This window comes from Paraburkholderia sp. MM5482-R2, from assembly GCF_050436125.1.
Lineage (GTDB): Bacteria > Pseudomonadota > Gammaproteobacteria > Burkholderiales > Burkholderiaceae > Paraburkholderia > Paraburkholderia tuberum.
On record NZ_JBNDLP010000003.1, the window covers coordinates 1466973 to 1487150 of the forward strand.

Here is a 20178-nt window from a genome sequence, read left to right on the forward strand (position 1 = left end):
CATGCTTGCTTCCGTACTTGCTGGTCTCAGCATTCTCATAGTCGGCGATAGCCATCTGAGCGAACCCGGTTATCTCATCGATACGTTGCAGGATCAGTTGATCGCCGCTGGCGCGCAGGTGCATACCTACAGCGTCTGCGGCAGTATTCCCGGCGATTGGGTGAAGTCCGTGCCCGGCACATGCGGTGGCGCCGAGCGTAACGGCAAGGCGCCCCTGGTCATCGACCACAACGCGAAGACCCAACCCGTCGATCAATTGATCGCCGCGAACAAGGCCAAGCTCGTCATCATCGTCCAGGGCGACACGATCGGCGGATACAGCAAGGACGATTTCCCGAAGGCCTGGGCCTGGCAGCAGGTCACGGCGCTGACGCAAGACCTGGCCGCCAACAAGACGGCTTGCGTCTGGGTAGGGCCGGTCTGGGGCACGGAGGGCGGCAAGTATCAGAAGAGCTTCGCCCGTGTGAAGCAGCTGTCGTCTTTCCTCGCCGCCAATGTCGCGCCGTGTCAGTACATCGACTCGCTCACGTTTTCCAGGCCGGGCGAATGGGCGACGGTCGATGGTCAGCATTTGACGACGACCGGCTACAAGTACTGGGGCACGGACATCATGAAGGCACTGGTCAAGCTGCCTGTCGTTCCGCAGAAATGACACGCCGGGCTTCGAGCTGCGCCTGCCCAGGTTTCCCATTTGAGAAAAGAATGAAAAATTTCCTCTCCTCCCTGTTGTTGTCCGGCTTCGCTCTGTCCGGTCTCGGTTTGTCCGTGCAGCCGGCCATGGCCGCAGAAATTCCGCTATACCCGACCGGTCCCGCGGAGGACTCGTCGTTCGTGCGTTTTGTCGATGGCGGTTCGGGTCCGGTCGACGTGAGCGCGGTGGGGTCGAAAGCGCGTCTGACGCTCGACGCCGCGAACCCGGCCACTCACTTCCTTCCGATCGCCGCCGGCAAACCGGTGGCCGGCACACTGAGAGCCGGTAGCGCGCACCAGGACGTATCGGCGACGGTGCAGCCTGGCGAGTTCGTCAGCATCGTTGCGCTCGATGGCGCGGATAAAGCGGGTGGCCTGCATACGGTGACGGTCCGCGAAAAACCCGACGACTTCAATGCGCTCAAAGCTTCGGTGGCTTTCTACAACCTCGACGCTGGCTGCGCGACACCCACGCTGAAAGTGCCGGGTCGCGACATCGTGCTGCTCGACGGCGTGGCTGTGGGACAAGCCAGGCGGCGCCAGGTCAACCCGGTCGCCCTCTCGGTGCAGCTGGTCTGCGGCGGCCAGCCTGTGGGGCAGCCGCTCAGCCTGGGTACGCTCGCGGCGGGGCAGCGTTATACGGTGTTGCTCGTGCCGGGCGGGGCGCATTCGCGCATCTTCATGGCGAACGACGCGGTGAGCCACTGATCGCATTTGCGCCTCCTCCTTGAAAGCGACGCCGCTCATCGCCGATTTCCGGCTGTTCCCCGTTTGTCATCTGGTTACGACGGGCAGAGCGGGGTTCGGTGTGTTTCGCGATGGCGCGTCGGTCCAGATATCTTTTTCGATTGAGAACGATGCATGGTTTTCGCGTCCCTCGAATTCCTGACGCTGTTTCTGCCGGCCTTTCTGGCGATCTACGTCGCGTTGCCCGCGCGTTGGCGCAATGGCGTGCTGCTGTTTTGCAGCTGGCTTTTCTACGGCTGGTGGAGCCCGGTCTTTCTGCTGCTGTTCATCGCGCTGACCTTCTGGGGCTGGTTCGGCGGCATGGTCATAGACAGGGCGCCGAGCCAGCGTGCACGCGGTGGCTGGCTGGCCGTGTTCATCGTCGTCAACGTCCTGATATTGGGCTGGTACAAGTACGCCAACATCGTGGTCGATAGTCTCGACAGTGTGCTGGGGGCAGGCCATGCAGGGTCCATCCCCTGGCGACACGTCGTGCTGCCCATCGGGCTTTCGTTCATCGTGCTGCAATCCATCTCCTATCTGATCGACGTGCAGCGCGGCACGGTGGCGGCCGATCGCAGCATGATCCGTTACGGCGCTTATCAGGGGATGTTCGTGCATCTGATCGCGGGGCCGATCATTCGCTATGCGTGGGTGAGGCGCGAGCTGGTGTCGCGCGAGGTCGACTGGGACGGTTTTGCAGCCGGCGCAAGGCGGCTCATGGTCGGCATGAGCATGAAGGTGCTGGTGGCCGACACACTCTCGCCGATGGTCGACGCGATCTTCTCGTTGCACGCGCCCACGCTGGCCGACGCCTGGCTGGGCTGCGGTTTCTACACGCTGCAGTTGTTCTTCGATTTCGCGGGCTACAGCGCCATGGCCATCGGCTTGGGGCAGATGCTGGGCTTTCGCTTTCCCGAGAACTTCGACCATCCGTACCTTGCCAGCAGCATTCAGGATTTCTGGCGCCGTTGGCACCTGTCGTTGTCGAGCTGGATACGCGATTACCTGTACATCCCGCTAGGCGGCAACCGCCACGGTGAGTGGCAAGCCTGCCGCAATCTGTTGCTGACCATGGCGATCGCCGGCCTGTGGCACGGCGGCGATAGCTGGAACTTCCTGCTGTGGGGCCTCGCTCATGGCATCGCCCTGATGGTCGCGCGCCTCTGGCGCCGGTTCGATATGCCGACCATGCCGTCCTGGTTATCGCACGTGCTGACGCTGGTTTTCGTCATGCTCGCGTGGACACTGTTTCGCGCGGCGGGTTTCCCTGCCGCGCTCGCCATGTATCGCGGCCAGTTCGGTTTGAATGGCATCGGCTTGAGCGACGCGACGCTCGTGCTGCTGCGGCCCGTGCACGCTCTGGCTGCCGGGTTGGGCATCGTGTGCGTGCTGCTGCCGCTCTGGCAACAGCGTTGGGATAGCCTTCCCGACACGGCGCTACGGCAGCTATGGCAGGCGGGGTGGCCGCTAGCGGGTTTTCTGTTGTCGTTCGGTCTGATCGTCGCGCGCGGCGCGGTGCCTTTCCTCTACTTCCAGTTCTGACGCCATGGAAGATCCCAAGCCGCTACCTCAATTACCCGCCTCGCGCGCCAGCAAGATCGCTGCCGTCATCCTGATGGTCTTCCTGTTCGCGGGCCTGCTTTCCAATCTCAGGTTCGCGTCGACGACCGAATCGGTGTTGCCTCATGCCGTGACCCGGGCCGGCATTCTGGACGGTGCGGTATCGAAAGAACTCGCCAGTCGCATGGCCGATACGCCGATCGCCGCCGACGCGGCGCGCGCGCAGCGTGCGCTGGGCTGGCTGACGCTGCACGATCTGGGGCCGCGCGTGCGGCAGGGCTGCCCGGGCTGGTTGTTCCTGCGCGACGAACTCAGCGTATATGCCGATAGCGACAGTCATCTCGCCACGCGCGCGGACACGGTGGCCGCCGTGCAGCGCGAGCTGGCGAGGCACGGTATCGCGTTGCTGGTCGTCGTGGTGCCCGACAAGTCGCGTATCGAGCCGCAACATCTGTGCAGTCTGTATCGTCCGGTTTCGTTGGATGCGCGTCTCGCTGACTGGACCTCGCGTCTGACCGCTGACGGCGTGCAGGTGCTGGATCTCAGTGCGGCGCTGCGTGGCGCGCCGGGCGGCGCTTTTTTTCGGACTGACACGCACTGGACCGAGGACGGCGCGGGTGCCGCGGCGCAGGCCGTGGCGCAGCGCATCCGTGCGATGGGGGTCCCGCTGGGTTCGAGTAAGCCCGACTATCGCGTCACGGACAAGCCTCCCGGCCGGCGGCCCGGCGATCTTGTGCGTCTGGCCGGCCTGGATGATTTGCCGCCGTCCTGGCAGCCGAGGCCTGAGATTGCGGCCAGCCGTGACTACATTCCTCAGGCTCAGGCGGCCGCGTCAGCCGACGATCTGTTCGGCGATGCCGATCTGCCTGGCATCGCCGTGATCGGCACTTCTTATTCGACGACGTCCGATTTCGTGCCTCAGCTCGCTTTGGCACTCGGAGCAGGCGTGGGTAATTTCGCACGCGAGGGCGGCAAGTTCGGCGGCTCGGCGCGCGCCTATTTCGCGAGTCCGGCTTATGCTCAGACACCGCCCAGGCTCGTCGTTTGGGAATTGGACGAACGGGATCTGCAGTCGCCGCTCGAAGCGGAAGATACGGTCGTCGTGCCGAAATCCAGCGCCATAGACTCACGGACTCCGCATGTCGAAGCCAGCACACTTTAACTGCCATAGCTTGATGGCGATGATGCTAGGGGCGGGCGCGCTGCTCTTCGCCGATCTGCCCATGGCCGCGCCGCTGCCGGTGACCATTACGGTAGATGCCGCGGCCAACCGGCATCCAATCAGCCCGCTCATCTATGGCTTGAACTTCGGGACGGCGGAAATCCTGCGGGATCTGCGCGTGCCGATCAACCGCTCGGGCGGCAACACCGCTTCGGCTTACAACTGGCGGCTCGACGCTCACAACACGGGCCAGGACTGGTTTTTCGAAAGCCTGCCGACCGATCCAAAAGACATCTACCAATACAACGACCGTTTCGCGGCGCTTACCCGTGACGGACACGCTTTACCGATGCTGACCATCCCGATGATCGGCAGGGTAGCGCGACTCGATAAGGACGGTAAGCCGCTCGTCAGTTTTTCGGTCAACAGGTACGGCAAGCAGCAGAGTGTCGACGCTCACGGTTTGTCTGACGCGGGCAACGGCATCGCACCCGACGGCACCCCTATCAGGAACGACCCGGACGATGCTTCGTTGCTGGACGATCCGCAGAGCCAGCAGGAGCGCGTCAGGCAACTCATGCGTGGATCCGGTAGTGCCGGCTCGGACGGTGTGCATTACTACCTGATGGACAATGAGCCGAGTCTGTGGCAACTCAACCATCGCGACATGCATCCCATCGGCGCCCATGCCAGCGAGGTAGCGAACAAGGTGATCGCCTATTCGCACGCCGTGAAGGCGGCAGACCCGGGCGCGCGGGTCGTGGCGCCGGAAGAGTGGGGTTGGACCGGGTATCGCTTTAGCGGCTTCGATCAGCAGTACTTCGCCGCGCACGGTCAGGGCAATCCGCCGGACAGGGAAAACGAAACGCGAGGCATGGACTACGTCCCATGGCTGCTCACGCAATGGAAGCAGGCCGGCCGCCCTGTCGACGTTTTCAGCCTGCACTTTTACCCGCAGGGCGGAGAATTCAAGGAAAACCAGAATGCGGCCACGGCTGAAACGCCTGCCATTGAACTCGCCCGTAACCGCTCCACGCGCGACCTGTGGGATACGAGCTACAAGGATCCGACCTGGATCAATAGCGTGGTGGCCCTGATTCCGTTGATGCGGCGGTGGGTCGACAGCTATTACTACGCCGGTACGCCGATCGCGCTGACGGAATACAGTTGGGGCGGCGATACGACCATGAACGGCGCCACGGCCCAGGCCGACGTGCTGGGCATCTTTGGCCGGGAGGGGTTGGACATTGCCACGCGCTGGGGCACATTGAATCGGGACATGCCGGTCTACAAGGCGATCAAGCTCTATCGCAACTACGATGGCCAGGGCTCGGGCTTTGGCACCACCAGCATCGCCGACACGCAGCCCGACCCGGATCGGGTCTCGTCTTTTGCCGCCGTGCGTGATCACGACCGCGTCATGACCATCGTGGTGATCAACAAGCAGCTTGATCAACCGGCTGACGCCACCATTGCGATCAACAACTTTGATGTGATTCAAGGCAAAGCCCAGACCTGGCAACTCATGGACAATGCCATATCCCGTCTGCACGACACCGACTATGCGAGCGGCCAATTGCACCTTACTCTGCCGCCGAAAACCGTAACCTTGCTGGTTTTGCACGGCGCGGGCCGGCAATGACTCCGTTGCTCGCATGCTGGTGCGGGCCAATTCTGCGGGTTCGGCAAACGCTCAATGATCGTCCGCGACGCGGCACGCGTGATCGAGCAGCCCTTCGGCCGTGCCGCTGCCGCCTTCGATGTCGATGCCGCTGTTGACGATCAGCCAGCCATCCCGAGCCGCGGACGGTCCCGCGCCGGTAACCAGGATGGTTTGGGTGGCCATCGTCGCCGGATAGCGATTGTCGCGGGCGACGATCCGGAACGGGTTGTCGGCGCCGCTCAGCGAGTTCACCCGCATGATCCTGTAGCGCTCGCCATCGAGCGTCTCCCAACGCCACTCGCCGGGCGTGTCGTGAGCGTGATCGGCGAGCGCGGCGCTGACTTCACGCCGCATGCAGTCGATGTGGATATGCAGCTGGTTTTGCGAGCGACGAGATTCGGAGTTGATTTCGAGGCCGAGCTGATCGTCGGGCAACTCGCGTTTGACCGCTTGCTGCACGTAATGACGCGAATCCCACGCGTCACGCCAGTAGTCCTTCGCATCGGGCGCGAGGATCAGCGGACTTTCGATGCCGGTGATGCGATCGGTCGGCATCAGCAGAAACTGCGAGCGGCCGAGAATGTCCTTCAGGACGACGTAGCGTTTGTCGAGATCGACGACCGTGCATTGACCCGGTGTGCCCGTGGCCTGCTGCGACGGCACGCAGCGGATGTCGACGATCTTCCACAGCGCGTTGGAATCGACCGTCGCGAGGCGCGCGCAGGCCGCGCTGGCGGCGAAAGCGACCGCGAGCACGGCGCTCAAGTGAACGACGCGGCGTACGAGGCCGCGAGATGAGAGGGCGGTGGCGGGGTTCGTCATCGTCGCTTAGGGGGAGGTTCGGGCGGGCAAAGCGTTGGAATGCGGGCTGCAACGCGCAGGCATTAAAGCACAAACCTGATGGCGCGCATGTGAAACACGGGCTTCAAAGCACCGGCGCGGGCAACGTTCCCAGTACCTGTTCGAACGCGACACCGATGGCCAGCAGGCGCCTGTCCGAGCCGAGCGGTCCATCGAGTTCGAGGCCGACCGGCAGCCCGCTTGCGCTGATACCCGCCGGCAGCGACAGCCCCGGAATGCCGGATGTGCTGGCCGGGTCGGTATTACGCAGGAACGCTTCCATCGTATCGATCGGTGGACCGCCGTCGATCGTGACCGTCGACGAGCCGTTCAGATCGTCGATCGGTACCGCGACGAGCCGCGTCGTCGGAAACAGCAACGCGTCGAGACCGGCATTCGCGAACGTCGCGGCGACGTAGTTCCGCAGCCGCGGTCGCCAGTAGTTGAGCGCTGCCGAGTAGTGCGAGCCGAGCACGTCGGCGAGCACGTCGTCGTAGATCGCGCGCACATCCGGGCTCGCGATGCGCACGGCCAGTGCGGCGACGGTTTGCACCGGCGCCCGATTCGCGACCAACCAAGCGAGCACGTCGTCGCGCGCTTCGTGAATGGCGAGCGGACCGCCGACCATCCCGTTCAGATACTCCAACTCATGCATCGCGACCGGCACGAACGTGACGCCCGCCGCTTCGAGCTTTTGCAGTGCGGCGCGCGCGACGTCCTCGACCTGTCGCTCGAGAGCATCCCACAGCGGCGCGGGCAAGCCGATGCGCAAGCCGTCGAGCGCAATCGCAGGCAACGCGCCGTCGCCGGTGATCACGCCGTCGAGCAGCGCCAGGTCGGCGACGCTGCGTGCCATCGGCCCGACGGTGTCGCGCGTATGGCTGATCGGCACCACTGCGTTGGGGTCGTGATAGCGCCGCTCGGCACCGCCATTGCCGACTGATGGACGCAAGCCCGCGGTGCCGGTCAGCGCGGCCGGGATGCGGGTCGAGCCGCCGGTGTCGGTGCCGAGTCCGGCGGGCGCGATGCGCGCGGCGATCGCCACCGCGGTGCCGCCCGACGAGCCGCCCGGTATCAGCGACGGATCGTACGGATTGCGCACCGGCCCCGCGTGCGCGGACAGGTTGGTACTCGTGATGCCGAACGCGAGTTCGTGCATGTTGGCCTTGCCGAGCACGATCGCGCCCGCGTCGACGAGGCGTTGCACCGATGGGGCGTTGGTGCTCGGCACGAAGCCCGCGAGCGCGGGCGTGCCGGCCGTCGTCGGTAGACCTGCGGTGTTGATGTTGTCCTTGACGACGATCGGCAAACCGGCGAGCGGCAGACGTGCCCGCTCAGCCGGCGGCAATGCGTCGATGCGCTGCGCCGCGGCGAGCGCGCCGTGGAAGTCGAGCGTGGTGAGCGCATTCAGGTGCGTGAGCGCGGCGGCGCGCGCGAGCAGGGTGGCGACGTAGTCGGCGGCTTTGAGGCGGCCCGATTGCAGCGCCTCGACCGCTTGTGTCGCGCTGAGCGCGAGCTGTGCGTCGACGGTCCATGTCATGACCGGCGTCTCCGTATCGATGGGTGCGTCGCGGGCGGCGCGAGTTTCGACTGCATCCGTCGAAGTAGCGGACAGGTCACGCGGGCAGACAGCGAACGCAAGGGTTCGCCTATTCTGGCACATCCGCCTCAAACCCGATGCCGGGCGATGCGCAACGCGTGTCGCGCTCGCTGTCATCGATATCGATGCGCTCCGGGATCGCCTTATTGGTGATTATCGATCCACATACGCCCCCAGTCCGACGCGTAGGCGAGCGCATGCTCTTCGTCGAAGAAGTAGTCGAGCGCGTCGAACGAATAAGCCTTGCGCGTATTCTCGTCGCGCTGCTCGATCGTCAGATTGGCGGCGAATAATCCGTTGGGGAGCAGTTGCGTTGCCGCTTCGACCTCGTAGCCCTTGTAGCGGATGTGTGAGTTCATGATCTTGACTTGTCTGTGTGCCCGCGAATGTCGTGCGGAATACCAATGCGTGCGGCGCGGCCCTGTCGTTGCCATAGGTGAGTGAAGCGGCGGGCAGGTCAAGCGTAGGGCGCGCTCTGCAGCGGTTGAACCAATCTTTCGTCGAAAGCAAATCAGCGCGGGGCCGCAGTGGTAATCAGAAGCCCGGATTGGATCGAAGTCGCTGTTTCCGGTGACTCTATTCGCGTGGAGGCGCGGTGTCTGTTATGTGGCGCACGGTCGCTCGGCGCAAAGCGTGGCGCCGCGCGCGATTGCGGCGGCGTCACGGTGCCCGGGGAGTATTCAGACCGCGTGCAGGACGCGCGCGGGACGACCGTCAGTGGCGATGGAGGTGGCGGGGCTCGGTGCGCAGGCCAGGCTCGCAGTCGCATGGCTCGACGCGGCGGGCGCTTTGCAATGCACGTGAGCGCGCGGCCGATAAGCATATGGCGAACCGTTGGTTGGGCGCGTGCGGGTCTGACGATAAGATGGGCTCGTCTCCTCCATGACATCTCCTTAGACATGGGACTCGGTCTCGCTACGCAAGTGGTGGGGCCTTTTTTTCGTGGGCCGTTGGAGGACGATCTGCCGCCGTGCCATCGCGGCAATGCCGGCATGCGCGTGCTTGCGTGGAGGCCGGGTCACGATGACGCCGCTTTTAGCATGCTACGATGCCCGCAGTGATTTTTCGCGAGATCGAGTCCAGCATGGCAACCCTGTATGAGACGCTCGGCGTGCCCGCGCACGCCACCGACGACGAAATCAAGCGGGCCTACCGGAAAGCCGCGATGAAGTGGCATCCGGACCGCAACCACGGTGCCGAGGACGTGGCGCGCGCGGCGTTCCAGGAAATCAAGGACGCGTACGCGATCCTGTCCGATGCCGAGCAGCGCAACGTCTACGACGCGGTCTACACCGAGCAGATGCGCGAGTGGGAGGCGCAGCACACGCGTCGGCAACGCGCGCAGGCGAAGCGCGAGGCAGCGGCGCGCGCGGCCGACGAAGCCGCGTATGCCGAGATGGTGTCGATCGCGATCCGCTTCGCCGACCAGGGCCACAATCGCGACGTGCTGTTCGGCGTGCTGCTCGGGCGGCAATGCGAACCGCAGCGCGCCGCGCAGATCGCCGACAGCGTCGCGGCGTTGCAGGCCGCGCGCCGCGACGAGGCGGACGCCGCGCAAAACGCCCAGCGCGCGGGAAAGACCGCGAAGAGCGCGCAAGCGGCGCAAGCCGAGGCGTCCGAGCCCGAACTGGCGGACCGCGCGCAAGACACCGGCGCGGCCTCGCAAACCGCCCCTCAAGACACGCAGCCTTCCAGACGCGAAAACCATGCGAAGCGCGACGAAACCGTCAGCGACATGCATCCGGCCGGCGCGCTCGGCAACCTGTGGTTTCAGTTCCTCAACAGCCTGAAGTTCTGACCCGCCGCCGACGGCGACCGGGCCAGGCCCATCGTGCCGGACCGGCGGGCCGACGGCAGCGTCGGTTGATCTGGCAAATATTGACAGGGTGCTGAAACAGGGGGCCGGACACTGGTACACTGCCCATCGTTCGCAAAGTTGTGCTGTGTGCCCGTGAGTCGAGATACCTGGTGCGAATCCCGAGGCGCAAATAATAAAGACGCCGTAGTGTCACGGGGGCGCAAGACTGGAGCGGCACAATTCCGCCCAGAGGCCAATAAAAAAACATCGGTACGGGGTAAGCGTGTCCAGAAAATATAAGGTGTTGTTTCTCTGCCGCGATAATTCGATCCGCAGCATCATTGCCGAAGCTTTACTGCGCGAACTGGCGGGGCACCGGTTCGACGCGTTCAGCGCGGGCCCTGAACCGGCCGCGCGCCTTCATCCACTCGCGGTCGCGCAATTGCGGCCCGGCATTTCCGGGCGCGCGGTGCTGAGCCCTAAAAGCTGGCTCGAATTCACCGGCGAATGGGCGCCGCGCATGGATATCGTGATCGCGCTCGACGAATTCGTCGGCGGACTGCACGCGCCGGTATTTCCCGGCGCACCGGCGTTCGTCTATTGGACCATTACCGATCCGCTCGCGGGCGGCCACGGGTCCGCTGACGAGCAGGCCTGTCTTTTCGACAAGACCTTCTGGCAGATCGTCCGGCAGGTCAGCGCGCTTATCGAGCTGCCGCAATATGCGCAGCCTGCCTCGAATCACGCGAATCTCGTCGATGCGGCGAATGCCGTCAATGCGGGGAATACGGTGAATGCCGTCAATGTGGCAAGCGGTGGCGCAAAACCGGTGCGTGGCACGGCGGTTCGTTTCGAAGCCGCAGCCATTGTGCCCGCGCCTTCGAGCGCGGCGGCCTGCACCTAGCGGTTATTCGGGCGCCCGAGCCGCGTGCCGGCGAACGGGTCGTTCGACCAGTCCACCTGTTTTTTCGGTTGGGGCGGGGGCGCCGGTTTTGCGGCCAATTCGAAATGCTCAATGCTCTGGCCGGCACTAATAGCCTGCTTCAACCATTGCGGCATTTCGCCATTGCCGTCCCAGCTGTCTCCGGTCGCATTGCGATAGCGCTCAGCCTTTTTGGCCAATGACTCGGTCGCCAGCGCTGCGGCAAGGTCTTCTGGTCTGATACCAAACTCTTCCATACGATGGCGGAGATAGGCAATCATGCTATCTCGCTTCCTTTCGTCCATAGGATATTCGTCCTTCTAAAACGTGCAGCGTGCTGTCGAAGACAGATTGCGGGGAAAAAGCTGCGAAGCATCGAGCCCGACTGAATGGGGCCGCCCCGCGGTGGGGTTGTCGATTGACGGAAATGCCATGTGCCGGGTTAAAAAACGTTGCTCCCTGAATTGCAATACGGCCTCGGACAAAGACGGCCGCTGGAACAACCGACCCTCGAACCGAGAGTCTCGATCAGCAAATATTTCAGCATGTCACAACGCGACGAACGAGGCCGGTAAGCCTGACGTTCGCTATGAAAAACTCTGTGTCTCGATGCAATGATTGCGAATGGATGGAGTCATTCCACGCTGTCCGTCTTTCACCGGACTTTCGTCGACGTGCGGGTTCGCTTTTTGTGCGTTGTAGCAACATGATAGCGCAATGCGCGAGCAAAGCACGCTTAGTTCACGTTGAATTTGTCGGTGAATGCGGTTTATCGAACGGTGTGGACGATTGGCGACACTGCTGGAAGCTCCTGGATTGAATTCCGGGGTGCGCGAACTATAAAAGAAGGACGACAAGCTGCGAATGCAGACTTACAGCCGCCTTGTGCGCGCCGATTCCGCCGACGCTCGGGAACGCGTCGAGTATCGGTTGCAAGCGCGGTAATTCTTCATCTGTTTAGTTCGGTGACCCGTCGCAGCAGTAGCGCATTGGCATCGACCCGTTCCTCGGCCCGATTGGGCAGGTTGGCTGTTCGCGGATCAATTCTTGTGGAGGACGAACGCTGCTGCGCCGGATTCGAGGAGTCCGGAAATGAGAGTACGTATATTGATGATTGCCGCGACCGCCGTTCTGTTTCTCGCGCCGAGAACGGCCATCGCCGAGGGGTTGAGCGCCCAGGCGGACCACGCCGTGTCGGGTCGCGCGATGATGGAGCACGACGCGGACGAATCGGCGCAGGCGACGACCGACATGTCGTTCGGTCAGAACTGGGACCCGCGTGAGCAGGGCATACGCAACGCGTCGTATGGTGGTGTTCCGGCGGGCGAGTCGCAAGCGGGAGGCCGAGGCAGCCAGTCATGCTCGTTCAGCACGGAGTGCAAGACTTATTTCGGTCAATGACCAGAGTTCGCGAGCGGCAGCGGGGCGCCGGGGAACGACCGCGGATCGCGAGGCAACGAACAGGTGCCGAGCGCTGCCGCCGCCGCCTTTCACGCGCTTGATCGCAAGCGCATGCCATTTCACGCGAATGCCGATTCCCGCTGGGCATCAGCGCAGCGCTCGCCGAGGCGAGCGACAATATCGTCGACGCCGCGCGCCGCGTCGTTCTCCGCCGCTTCGTAGTAGCCGCGGAACTCCTCGAGCAGAGCGCGCCATGACCCATGCCAGCGCGTTTCTCTTAGACAGGCGCCGGACGAATCGGCAATACGCAACACGCCGTTGTCCGGATAGAACGTCAGCGTGACGAGGAGGCCGTCGATGACGCAGGCGGCGGTGCAGGGGCGAGTCGTGACCATGTGTGGTGTCCTTTCGATAAACCAATGTGTGTGCGTTAGACGGTGACGCGAGCTTCAGCAAACGCTGTGCCTGTGATGCCCACGTGACCGTGGCCATCGGCTCAAGCGTCCTTTTTCGTTGCCTTGACGGCAAAATTCGCTCGATCAATAACCCGTGTTCGCAGTATTCCAATGATTGACGACAATTTTTTGTATTCGTCGCGCAGCGATGCGTAATCGCTTCAGTATCATCCATTAAGGGTTTGTGCGGAGTCGTTCGCCGATTGCCAATCCTGCCGCGCGCCCACCGCTTTTCAATGCATATCGAATGCGCCGTTCGACTGTTGTCAGGCAACCGGACAGAGTCAGAGCGAGGACGGCGTCGCCGGGCCTCTGAGCTCAGCGAATTGCAGCGATCATATCTTTATGGCAAATGAATCGCCCACCGTCATAAAAGATTTGACGCGGCAAACCCGATTAATCGGGAATGGCGATGCGCAGCCACTTGTCTTGCCATTCCTTTGCGCGTTTGCTAGCATCCCCGAAACCGTTTGAAATAGTCATAACGTTTGGCAATTTCCGGACCCGCTCACGTTGGGTCGCCCGGTAGTCCATCTCGTTGCGAGGAATATGTTATGGCTAGCTCTCTACCCCTCCGCTGACGCTCGCGGGAACGCATGCGCAAAGCCGCGCGGCTCCTTGCGCAAGCTCATCCGCCACGACTCGCATACCGATTGCATCGCATGGAGAAGCACGCGCTTTTCGCGATGGGCTCTCCAGGACGAATCGACGCATTAGAAAGGAACCGCCATTGGTTTCAAAAAGCGTAACCCCGTCCGCTAAAAGCGATTAATAGTCCGTTTTTCTTTTTATTCGAAGCGAGTGCACCTGCCGGTGCTAAGCGTAGTACGCGATCCGCGACAAAACATTTGCCGTAACATCGACGCAATCAAAAGGAGCATTTCATGGCTTGTAATTCAACGGACTCCGGGCTCATGCGGGTGAAGGCGATCGCGGTTGCGTTGGTGGTTTGCGTCGCCGCGGCGGGTCCTGCGCTGGCACAGGACAACGCGGCCGCGTCCGCGCCGGAACAGCGGGCAATTGGCGCCGCCGCGCTGCTGCACGTTCACGCGCGCGTCGTCGCGATCGATCCCGCGACGAACAGCGTGACGCTGCGCGGCCCGCAAGGCGGCGAGGAAACTTTCGACGTGAATCCGCAAGCCGCCGACGTCAGCAAGCTGCATGTCGGCGACGTCGTGACGATTGCGTACAAGAAGGCGGTGCTGGTCGGCGTCGACAAACTCGCGCCGAACGGAATCCGCCAGCGCATCGATACCGAAGTCACGCAGCCTGCGGCCAACGGTGTCGTTGCATCGGCGCGGCGCATCGAGGTCGTCGCGACGGTGCGCAAGATCGATCGCAAGAAGCGCACGATCACGCTGCGCGGACCGTCGCGCACGGAAACGCTCGACGTGGCGCCGGACATTGCGCTCGAGAAACTGAAGGTCGGCGATTCGGTGCGCGCGGTGTTCGTCTCGGCCATCGCGGCGTCGGTGTCGCGCAATGGCGCGGACGTCAAATAACGGCGATCGAGAAGGCTTAAATAAACTACGCTGAAGCGTATCGAGGTGCACGGCGTAGAACCGCAACCGGCGGTTCGACGTCGCGCCGGCCATTGCGGCTCAGGTTTCACGATGGTCATCGCGTCGCGCGCGAAGGAGCGGGGAATGGAACAGAGCGAAACGGAAACCACTGCCGAATCGGAGCGCAAACGGCTGGTCCGCAGCAAGATACACGTGGGCCTCGCGGCGCTCGGCACGTTATCGTCGGTGTTCGGGATCGGCATTGCGATCATCGGCGGGATCAACTTCGACCAGACCAAGGTGCTGCTCGGCGTCGGCATCATCGTCGTGTCGACCATTCTGTATGTCTCGATGCTTTTCGTCGCTGCCGATGATTAGCCGCTTCGCTTCCCTTTAGCGCCCGCTCCCGCTGCCGATCCACTTTTGCTATCGCCCCCGCGAATAGTCGAATTGTTGGCGCATCGCGCCGCCCGTATATTGACTGCAGCGATACACAACAACTCGATGGCACGCCGCACGGCGGCCTACAGGAGCACAGCAATGAATCGGATCGATCTGGAGGGGCGCACGGTCGTCATCACCGGCGGCGCGCGCGGCATCGGCTACGCGGTCGCGCAGCGGGCGTTGCGCTCGGGCGCGTCGGTCGCGTTGTGGGACGTCGACAGCGAACGGCTCGCGCTTAGCCAGCGCGAGCTGAGCGAACTCGGCAAGGTCAGCGCCATCACGGTCGAGCTGACCGACGACGCCGCGGTCCAGCAGGCCACCGCGCAAACGGTCGCCGGGCACGGCTCGATCGACGTGCTGATCAACTGCGCGGGCATCACCGGCGGCAACGGCGCGACCTGGGAGCTTGCGCCCGACATGTGGCGCCGCGTGATCGACGTGAATCTGATCGGTCCGTACCTGACCTGCCGCGCGGTCGTGCCGCAGATGCTGAAGCAGGGCTACGGCCGCATCGTCAATATCGCGTCGGTGGCGGGCAAGGAGGGCAATCCGAATGCTTCGCACTACAGCGCATCGAAAGCGGGGTTGATCGGGCTCACCAAGTCGCTCGGCAAGGAACTCGCGACCAGAAACATCCTCGTCAATGCGGTCACGCCGGCCGCGGCCAAGACCGAAATCTTCGATTCGATGTCGCAGCAGCACATCGACTACATGCTGTCGAAGATTCCGATGAACCGTTTCCTGCTGCCGGAAGAAGCGGCGTCGCTGATCCTGTGGCTGTCTTCCGAAGACTGCGCGTTCAGCACCGGCTCGGTATTCGACCTGTCGGGCGGCCGCGCCACCTATTGAGCGCGCTGCTCGCGCATTGCTCACGCAGTGCTCACGTCCCGCAGCGTATTGCACACGCGTCGAACGCGCGTTGTCGAGCCGCTTCGACGCCTCTCTCACGGAGCCCTTTCATGGCCATGCCTACCATCCGGCACGTGCGTGCCTTCATCGTTCGCGGCGGCGGCGCGGACTATCACGACCAGGCCGGCGGACACTGGATCGACGATCACATCGCGACGCCGATGGCGCGTTATCCCGAGTACCGGCAGAGCCGTCAGTCGTTCGGCATCAATGTGCTCGGCACGCTGGTCGTCGAGATCGAAGCGAGCGACGGCACCGTGGGCTTCGCGGTGACGACCGGCGGCGAGATCGGCGCATTTATCGTCGAGAAGCATCTCGCGCGTTTTCTCGAAGGGCAACTGGTGACCGACATCGAGAAGATGTGGGATCAGATGTACTTCGCGACGCTGTACTACGGGCGCAAGGGCGTCGTGCTGAACACGATTTCCGGTGTCGATCTCGCGCTGTGGGATTTGCTCGCGAAGGTTCGCAAGGAGCCCGTGTATCAGCTCTTGGGCGGCCCGGTGCGCGACGAGCTGGTGTTCTATGCGACCGGCGCGCGGCCCGATCTCGCGAAGGAGATGGGCTTCATCGGCGGCAAGCTGCCGTTGCAGCATGGTCCCGCGGAAGGCGAAGACGGACTCCGGCAAAACCTCGACAAGCTCGCCGACATGCGCTCGCGCGTCGGCGACGACTTCTGGCTGATGTACGACTGCTGGATGAGCCTCGACCTGCGCTACGCGACGCGGCTCGCGCAAGGCGCGCACGAATACGGCCTCAAATGGGTCGAGGAATGTCTTCCTCCCGACGATTACTGGGGTTACGCCGAACTGCGCCGCAACGTGCCACGCGGCATGATGGTGTCGACCGGCGAGCACGAGGCGACGCGCTGGGGCTTCCGGATGCTGCTGGAGATGCAGTGCTGCGATCTGATCCAGCCCGACGTCGGCTGGTGCGGCGGCATCACCGAGCTGATCAAGATTTCCGCGCTCGCCGATGCGCACAACGTGATGATGGTGCCGCATGGGTCGTCGGTGTACAGCTATCACTTCGTCGTCACGCGCCATAACTCGCCGTTCTCCGAGTTTCTGATGATGGCGCCGAAAGCCGACGAAGTCGTGCCGATGTTCAATCCGCTGCTGCTCGACGAGCCGGTGCCGGTAAACGGGCGCATGAAGGTGCCGGACACGCCGGGCTTTGGCGTGCGGCTCAATCCGGAATGCGCGCTGGTGCGGCCTTATCAGCATTGAACGTGTCGAACGTTTTGAACCTGTGCCGAACGGCGAATCGCCGCAAAGGAGATTAGGGTGCTGCTCAAGGACAAAGTCGTGATCGTCACCGGCGGATCGCGCGGCATCGGACGCGCGATCGCGGTGGCCTGCGCGCGCGAAGGCGCGGACGTGGCGATCAACTACTGGGGCGACAACGACGCATCGTATGGCCGGCGCTCGGCGGTCGAGGAAGTCGTCGGCGAAATCGAGGCGTTGGGGCGGCGCGCGATCGCGGTGGAAGGCAACGTCGCGGCGCGCGACACCGGCCAGGAGCTGGTGCGACGGACGCTCGACGCGTTCGGCAAGCTCGACGTGCTCGCGAGCAATGCCGGCATCTGCCCGTTTCACGCTTTTCTCGACATGCCGGCGGACGTGCTCGAATCGACGGTCGCGGTCAATCTGAACGGCGCGTTCTTCGTCACGCAGGCTGCCGCGCAGCAGATGAAAAAGCAGGGCACCGGCGGCGCGATCGTCGCGACGAGTTCGATCAGCGCGTTGGTGGGCGGCGGCATGCAAACGCATTACACGCCGACCAAGGCCGGCGTGCATTCGCTGATGCAGTCGTGCGCGATCGCGTTGGGGCCGTTCGGCATCCGCTGCAACTCTGTCATGCCGGGCACGATCGCGACCGATCTGAACGCCGAAGATCTCGCCGACGAAGCGAAGAAGGCCTACTTCGAAAAGCGCATTCCGCTCGGCCGCCTCGGGCGTCCCGACGACGTCGCCGATTGCGTCGTGTTTCTCGCCTCGGACCGCGCGCGCTATGTGACGGGCGCCGCGCTGCTCGTCGACGGCGGCCTGTTCGTGAACCTGCAATAAGCGACGCGCGATGCGGGCGTCAATTGACCGTGACGGGCGTAGTCGGCGTGCCGGGTGCGGCGGCCGGATCGTCGCGCGCGAGGTCGCGCGAGAAGCCGCGCAGCAGTTCGATGAAGCGCAGCGCCGGCTCGGCGAGCTGCTCTTCCTTGCGCGTGAGAATGCCGAAACCCGCGAGACTCTTGCCGATTTCGAGTGGCAGCGCGACCAGCAGCCCGCCGCGCACATGATCGCGCACGACCGACTCCGGCAGCATCGCGACCGCATCGTAATTCTCGAGCAATTGCAGCGTCGCGAAGATCGACGCGCATTCGGTCAGATTGACTGGCGTGGCGAGCCCGGCGCGCGCGAGTTCTTCCTCGAACAGCACGCGCGCCGGACTCGTGACGGGTTGCGCAACCCACGGCCACGCGACCAGTTCGCGCAACGTGATGCGCGTGCGCCGCGCGAGCGGATGCACGGCGCGCACGACGAGCAGCAGCGTTTCGCGCGCGAGCGGCTCGAAGCTGAAGTCGTTGTGCTGCAGAGGGTTGGTCAGGCGCCCCAGCGCGAGATCGACCTCGCGCCGATGCAGCAATTGCACGACCTGATCGCTTGTTTCACCGAGGATGCGCACGCTGAGCAGCGGGCTTTCGGTCTTCAGCGCGGCGACCGACATCGCCAGCAGATCGGGCGCGGCGCCCATGATCGCGCCGACGGTCAACTGGCCGTGACCGCCGCGGCGTTTGACATCGAGGTCTTCGGCGAAGCGTGTGAGCTCGGCGAGCGCACGGCGCGCGTAAGCGAGCGTGACGACGCCGAGCGGCGTCGGCGTCATGCCGCGCGCGTTGCGCTCGAACAGCAGGAAGCCGAACGCTTCCTCGATGTCGCCGAGCATGCGGCTCGCGCTCGGTTGCGCGACGTTGACGGCCTCGGCGGCCTGATGCAGGTTGCGGGTGTCGTCGAGTGCGACGAGCAGGGCGAGATGCTTGAACTTGAGACGATTGACGAGTGCGACGGCGGCTGAATGTTGGCTCATGGTGCCAGTAGGAGTGCCCGTGCGATTCGGTTTGTGGATCGACCAATCCCAACAACGGATTGAGAGGCTATCGATGCAGGAATTATAGTCGTTCGAAGAGGTCGACAGGAGACAGGCCGCCATGGAGACAATCGCTTTTCGGATGGTGCTGAACCCCGGCATGCGCGAAGAATACGAACGGCGTCATACGCAGATCTGGCCCGAGCTCGTTGACGCGCTGCACAACGCCGGTGTGCGCGACTACCGGATTTTCTTCGATCCCGACACGCATCATCTTTTCGCGGTGCTCTCGCGCACCAGCGATCACACGATGGACCAGTTGACGCAACTTGACGTGATGCGCAAATGGTGGGATTACATGGCCGACATCATGCAGACCGCGCCCGATCACACGCCGCTGTCGCAGACGCTCGAACCGGTCTTTCGTCTCAGTCATTGAGTCGAGCTGAACCCAGCTGAACCCCGCAACGACGCACGAACCTCGAAACGCTTTTCACCGGACGAAGGTGCCGCATGCAGGTTGTCGATTCGCATATCCATCTGTGGGATCTGAAGACGCATCGCTATCCGTGGCTGGAGAACCCGGGCGTGTCGTTCGTCGGCGATGCGCGCGATCTGAAGCACGACTATCTGCTCGACGATCTGCTCGGTGAAGCGGGCGACGTCGACGTGCTGAAGCTCGTGCACGTCGAAGCGAATCACGATCCGGCCGATCCCGTCGAGGAAACGCGCTGGTTGCAGTCGATTGCGGATCGCGACGCCTCGCGCGGTATGCCGAATGCGATCGTCGCCGCCGTGGACCTGTCCGCGCAAAATGCGCCCGCGTTGCTCGAAGCGCATGCGTCGTTCGCGAATACGCGCGGCATCCGGCAGATTCTCAACGTGCACGACAACAAACTGTTCGATTACGTCGGCCGTCATTACATGCGCGAGCCGCGGTGGCGCGAGCATTTCGCGTTGCTGCGCCGTTATGACCTGTCGTTCGATCTGCAGCTGTATCCGTCGCAAATGGAAGAGGCGGCCGCCTTGGCGCGTGCGCATGCGGACACGCTTCTGGTCGTCAATCATGCGGGCATGTTCGTCGATCGTAATAGCGTGGCCGGTTACCGCGCGTGGCGCGAAGGCATGCGCCTGCTCGCGGCGTGTCCGAACGTCGCGGTGAAGATCAGCGGGCTCGCGATGTTCGATCATCACTGGACCGTCGAAAGCCTGCGGCCTTATGTGCTCGAAACGATCGATACGTTCGGCGTCGAACGTGCGATGTTCGCGTCGAATTTTCCCGTCGACCGGCTGTTTGGTTCGTATACGGATTTGTGGCGCGCGTATGCGGCGATCATTGGCGATGCGAGCGAGGCTGAGAAGGACGCGCTGTTTCGGCGCAACGCACAACGGTACTACCGGATTTGACGCGAGGCGCGT

Annotated in this window: 21 protein-coding genes; 15 read left to right on the top strand and 6 right to left on the bottom strand. The window is 63.4% G+C overall.

All coding sequences use genetic code 11. The annotated features are described in order from the left end of the window. Position 1: 1 nt before the first annotated feature. The 5 genes from OKW37_RS28765 (at position 2) to OKW37_RS28785 (ending at position 5783) form a co-directional block, all read left to right on the top strand. On the top strand, positions 2–652 hold the full coding sequence (locus OKW37_RS28765) for an SGNH/GDSL hydrolase family protein (RefSeq protein WP_184066211.1): 651 nt from the start codon (positions 2–4) through the stop codon (positions 650–652). A gap of 50 nt (positions 653–702) precedes the next feature. Beyond that, entirely contained in the window at positions 703–1398 is a 696-nt protein-coding gene (locus OKW37_RS28770) for an alginate O-acetyltransferase AlgF (RefSeq protein WP_184066208.1), read from the top strand. A gap of 153 nt (positions 1399–1551) precedes the next feature. Continuing rightward, a complete protein-coding gene (locus OKW37_RS28775) occupies positions 1552–2961 on the top strand; it encodes an MBOAT family O-acyltransferase (protein WP_429402956.1) in 1410 nt (469 codons plus the stop codon). A 4-nt stretch (positions 2962–2965) separates the two neighbouring features. Next, entirely contained in the window at positions 2966–4141 is a 1176-nt protein-coding gene (locus tag OKW37_RS28780; protein ID WP_429402957.1) for an alginate O-acetyltransferase AlgX-related protein, read from the top strand. Continuing rightward, positions 4119–5783: a glycoside hydrolase family 44 protein gene (locus tag OKW37_RS28785; protein ID WP_429402958.1), complete on the top strand. Its 1665-nt coding sequence runs from the start codon at positions 4119–4121 to the stop codon at positions 5781–5783. Before OKW37_RS28780 ends, OKW37_RS28785 begins: the two co-directional genes overlap by 23 nt. A 51-nt stretch (positions 5784–5834) precedes the next feature. Here OKW37_RS28785 and OKW37_RS28790 read toward each other — a convergent pair whose 3' ends face one another. From OKW37_RS28790 to OKW37_RS28800, 3 genes are all read right to left on the bottom strand, one after another. Beyond that, positions 5835–6626, bottom strand: a complete 792-nt coding sequence (locus OKW37_RS28790) for a CDP-diacylglycerol diphosphatase (RefSeq protein ID WP_429509991.1) — start codon at positions 6624–6626, stop codon at positions 5835–5837. Between the two features lie 103 nt (positions 6627–6729). Then, complete coding sequence (iaaH, locus tag OKW37_RS28795; protein WP_429402960.1) at positions 6730–8184, bottom strand: indoleacetamide hydrolase; 1455 nt, start codon at positions 8182–8184, stop codon at positions 6730–6732. Positions 8185–8387: 203 nt separating this feature from the next. After that, a complete protein-coding gene (locus OKW37_RS28800) occupies positions 8388–8603 on the bottom strand; it encodes a hypothetical protein (protein ID WP_008917353.1) in 216 nt (71 codons plus the stop codon). 725 nt (positions 8604–9328) lie between these two features. Between OKW37_RS28800 and OKW37_RS28805 the strand changes: the two genes are divergently transcribed. Together OKW37_RS28805 and OKW37_RS28810 are read left to right on the top strand one after the other, a co-directional pair. After that, positions 9329–10042, top strand: a complete 714-nt coding sequence (locus OKW37_RS28805; RefSeq protein WP_429402961.1) for a J domain-containing protein — start codon at positions 9329–9331, stop codon at positions 10040–10042. A 283-nt stretch (positions 10043–10325) separates the two neighbouring features. After that, entirely contained in the window at positions 10326–10946 is a 621-nt protein-coding gene (locus OKW37_RS28810) for an arsenate reductase ArsC (protein ID WP_184062752.1), read from the top strand. On the opposite strand, the gene OKW37_RS28815 is transcribed toward OKW37_RS28810, so the two are convergent. Continuing rightward, the gene (locus OKW37_RS28815) at positions 10943–11269 is read right to left on the bottom strand and encodes an H-NS family nucleoid-associated regulatory protein (RefSeq protein WP_184066186.1); all 327 of its coding nucleotides are present in this window, start codon (positions 11267–11269) and stop codon (positions 10943–10945) included. The genes OKW37_RS28810 and OKW37_RS28815 overlap by 4 nt on opposite strands. Before the next feature lie 787 nt (positions 11270–12056). On the opposite strand from OKW37_RS28815, the gene OKW37_RS28820 reads away from it, so the two are divergent. Continuing rightward, complete coding sequence (locus OKW37_RS28820; RefSeq protein WP_429402962.1) at positions 12057–12365, top strand: hypothetical protein; 309 nt, start codon at positions 12057–12059, stop codon at positions 12363–12365. 119 nt (positions 12366–12484) lie between these two features. Here OKW37_RS28820 and OKW37_RS28825 read toward each other — a convergent pair whose 3' ends face one another. Then, positions 12485–12760, bottom strand: a complete 276-nt coding sequence (locus OKW37_RS28825) for a hypothetical protein (protein WP_429353377.1) — start codon at positions 12758–12760, stop codon at positions 12485–12487. A 944-nt stretch (positions 12761–13704) separates the two neighbouring features. On the opposite strand from OKW37_RS28825, the gene OKW37_RS28830 reads away from it, so the two are divergent. The 5 genes from OKW37_RS28830 to OKW37_RS28850 all read left to right on the top strand — a co-directional run bounded on the left by OKW37_RS28830 (position 13705) and on the right by OKW37_RS28850 (position 17744). Next, a complete protein-coding gene (locus tag OKW37_RS28830; protein ID WP_429402963.1) occupies positions 13705–14322 on the top strand; it encodes a copper-binding protein in 618 nt (205 codons plus the stop codon). A gap of 144 nt (positions 14323–14466) precedes the next feature. Continuing rightward, positions 14467–14700, top strand: a complete 234-nt coding sequence (locus OKW37_RS28835; protein WP_184066177.1) for a hypothetical protein — start codon at positions 14467–14469, stop codon at positions 14698–14700. Positions 14701–14862: 162 nt separating this feature from the next. Continuing rightward, positions 14863–15615 (top strand): SDR family NAD(P)-dependent oxidoreductase, encoded by a 753-nt coding sequence (locus OKW37_RS28840; RefSeq protein ID WP_429402964.1) that lies wholly within the window; start codon positions 14863–14865, stop codon positions 15613–15615. A 110-nt stretch (positions 15616–15725) separates the two neighbouring features. Beyond that, positions 15726–16904 (top strand): L-rhamnonate dehydratase, encoded by a 1179-nt coding sequence (rhmD, locus tag OKW37_RS28845; protein ID WP_429402965.1) that lies wholly within the window; start codon positions 15726–15728, stop codon positions 16902–16904. Positions 16905–16961: 57 nt separating this feature from the next. Further along, positions 16962–17744 carry an SDR family NAD(P)-dependent oxidoreductase gene (locus OKW37_RS28850; RefSeq protein ID WP_184011280.1) on the top strand — a complete coding sequence of 261 codons (783 nt, stop codon included), beginning with the start codon at positions 16962–16964 and terminating at the stop codon, positions 17742–17744. 19 nt (positions 17745–17763) lie between these two features. Here OKW37_RS28850 and OKW37_RS28855 read toward each other — a convergent pair whose 3' ends face one another. Continuing rightward, positions 17764–18759, bottom strand: a complete 996-nt coding sequence (locus OKW37_RS28855; RefSeq protein ID WP_184054564.1) for a LysR family transcriptional regulator — start codon at positions 18757–18759, stop codon at positions 17764–17766. A 121-nt stretch (positions 18760–18880) separates the two neighbouring features. Here OKW37_RS28855 and rhaM point away from each other — a divergent pair, with 121 nt between their 5' ends. Both rhaM and OKW37_RS28865 read left to right on the top strand, forming a co-directional pair. After that, entirely contained in the window at positions 18881–19198 is a 318-nt protein-coding gene (gene rhaM / locus OKW37_RS28860) for an L-rhamnose mutarotase (protein ID WP_429353383.1), read from the top strand. A 74-nt stretch (positions 19199–19272) separates the two neighbouring features. Further along, complete coding sequence (locus OKW37_RS28865; protein ID WP_429353384.1) at positions 19273–20166, top strand: amidohydrolase family protein; 894 nt, start codon at positions 19273–19275, stop codon at positions 20164–20166. The last annotated feature ends 12 nt before the right edge of the window (positions 20167–20178 follow it).

Excerpts from the sequence above, each read along its gene's own strand:
- OKW37_RS28765 (WP_184066211.1), top strand. The coding sequence starts at position 2 with ATGCTTGCTTCCGTACTTGCTGGTCTCAGCATTCTCATAGTCGGCGAT.
- OKW37_RS28770 (WP_184066208.1), top strand. The coding sequence starts at position 703 with ATGAAAAATTTCCTCTCCTCCCTGTTGTTGTCCGGCTTCGCTCTGTCC.
- OKW37_RS28775 (WP_429402956.1), top strand. The coding sequence starts at position 1,552 with ATGGTTTTCGCGTCCCTCGAATTCCTGACGCTGTTTCTGCCGGCCTTT.
- OKW37_RS28780 (WP_429402957.1), top strand. The coding sequence starts at position 2,966 with ATGGAAGATCCCAAGCCGCTACCTCAATTACCCGCCTCGCGCGCCAGC.
- OKW37_RS28785 (WP_429402958.1), top strand. The coding sequence starts at position 4,119 with ATGTCGAAGCCAGCACACTTTAACTGCCATAGCTTGATGGCGATGATG.
- OKW37_RS28790 (WP_429509991.1), bottom strand. The coding sequence starts at position 6,626 with ATGACGAACCCCGCCACCGCCCTCTCATCTCGCGGCCTCGTACGCCGC.
- iaaH (WP_429402960.1), bottom strand. The coding sequence starts at position 8,184 with ATGACATGGACCGTCGACGCACAGCTCGCGCTCAGCGCGACACAAGCG.
- OKW37_RS28800 (WP_008917353.1), bottom strand. The coding sequence starts at position 8,603 with ATGAACTCACACATCCGCTACAAGGGCTACGAGGTCGAAGCGGCAACG.
- OKW37_RS28805 (WP_429402961.1), top strand. The coding sequence starts at position 9,329 with ATGGCAACCCTGTATGAGACGCTCGGCGTGCCCGCGCACGCCACCGAC.
- OKW37_RS28815 (WP_184066186.1), bottom strand. The coding sequence starts at position 11,269 with ATGGACGAAAGGAAGCGAGATAGCATGATTGCCTATCTCCGCCATCGT.
- OKW37_RS28820 (WP_429402962.1), top strand. The coding sequence starts at position 12,057 with ATGAGAGTACGTATATTGATGATTGCCGCGACCGCCGTTCTGTTTCTC.
- OKW37_RS28825 (WP_429353377.1), bottom strand. The coding sequence starts at position 12,760 with ATGGTCACGACTCGCCCCTGCACCGCCGCCTGCGTCATCGACGGCCTC.
- OKW37_RS28830 (WP_429402963.1), top strand. The coding sequence starts at position 13,705 with ATGGCTTGTAATTCAACGGACTCCGGGCTCATGCGGGTGAAGGCGATC.
- OKW37_RS28835 (WP_184066177.1), top strand. The coding sequence starts at position 14,467 with ATGGAACAGAGCGAAACGGAAACCACTGCCGAATCGGAGCGCAAACGG.
- OKW37_RS28840 (WP_429402964.1), top strand. The coding sequence starts at position 14,863 with ATGAATCGGATCGATCTGGAGGGGCGCACGGTCGTCATCACCGGCGGC.
- rhmD (WP_429402965.1), top strand. The coding sequence starts at position 15,726 with ATGGCCATGCCTACCATCCGGCACGTGCGTGCCTTCATCGTTCGCGGC.
- OKW37_RS28855 (WP_184054564.1), bottom strand. The coding sequence starts at position 18,759 with ATGAGCCAACATTCAGCCGCCGTCGCACTCGTCAATCGTCTCAAGTTC.
- rhaM (WP_429353383.1), top strand. The coding sequence starts at position 18,881 with ATGGAGACAATCGCTTTTCGGATGGTGCTGAACCCCGGCATGCGCGAA.
- OKW37_RS28865 (WP_429353384.1), top strand. The coding sequence starts at position 19,273 with ATGCAGGTTGTCGATTCGCATATCCATCTGTGGGATCTGAAGACGCAT.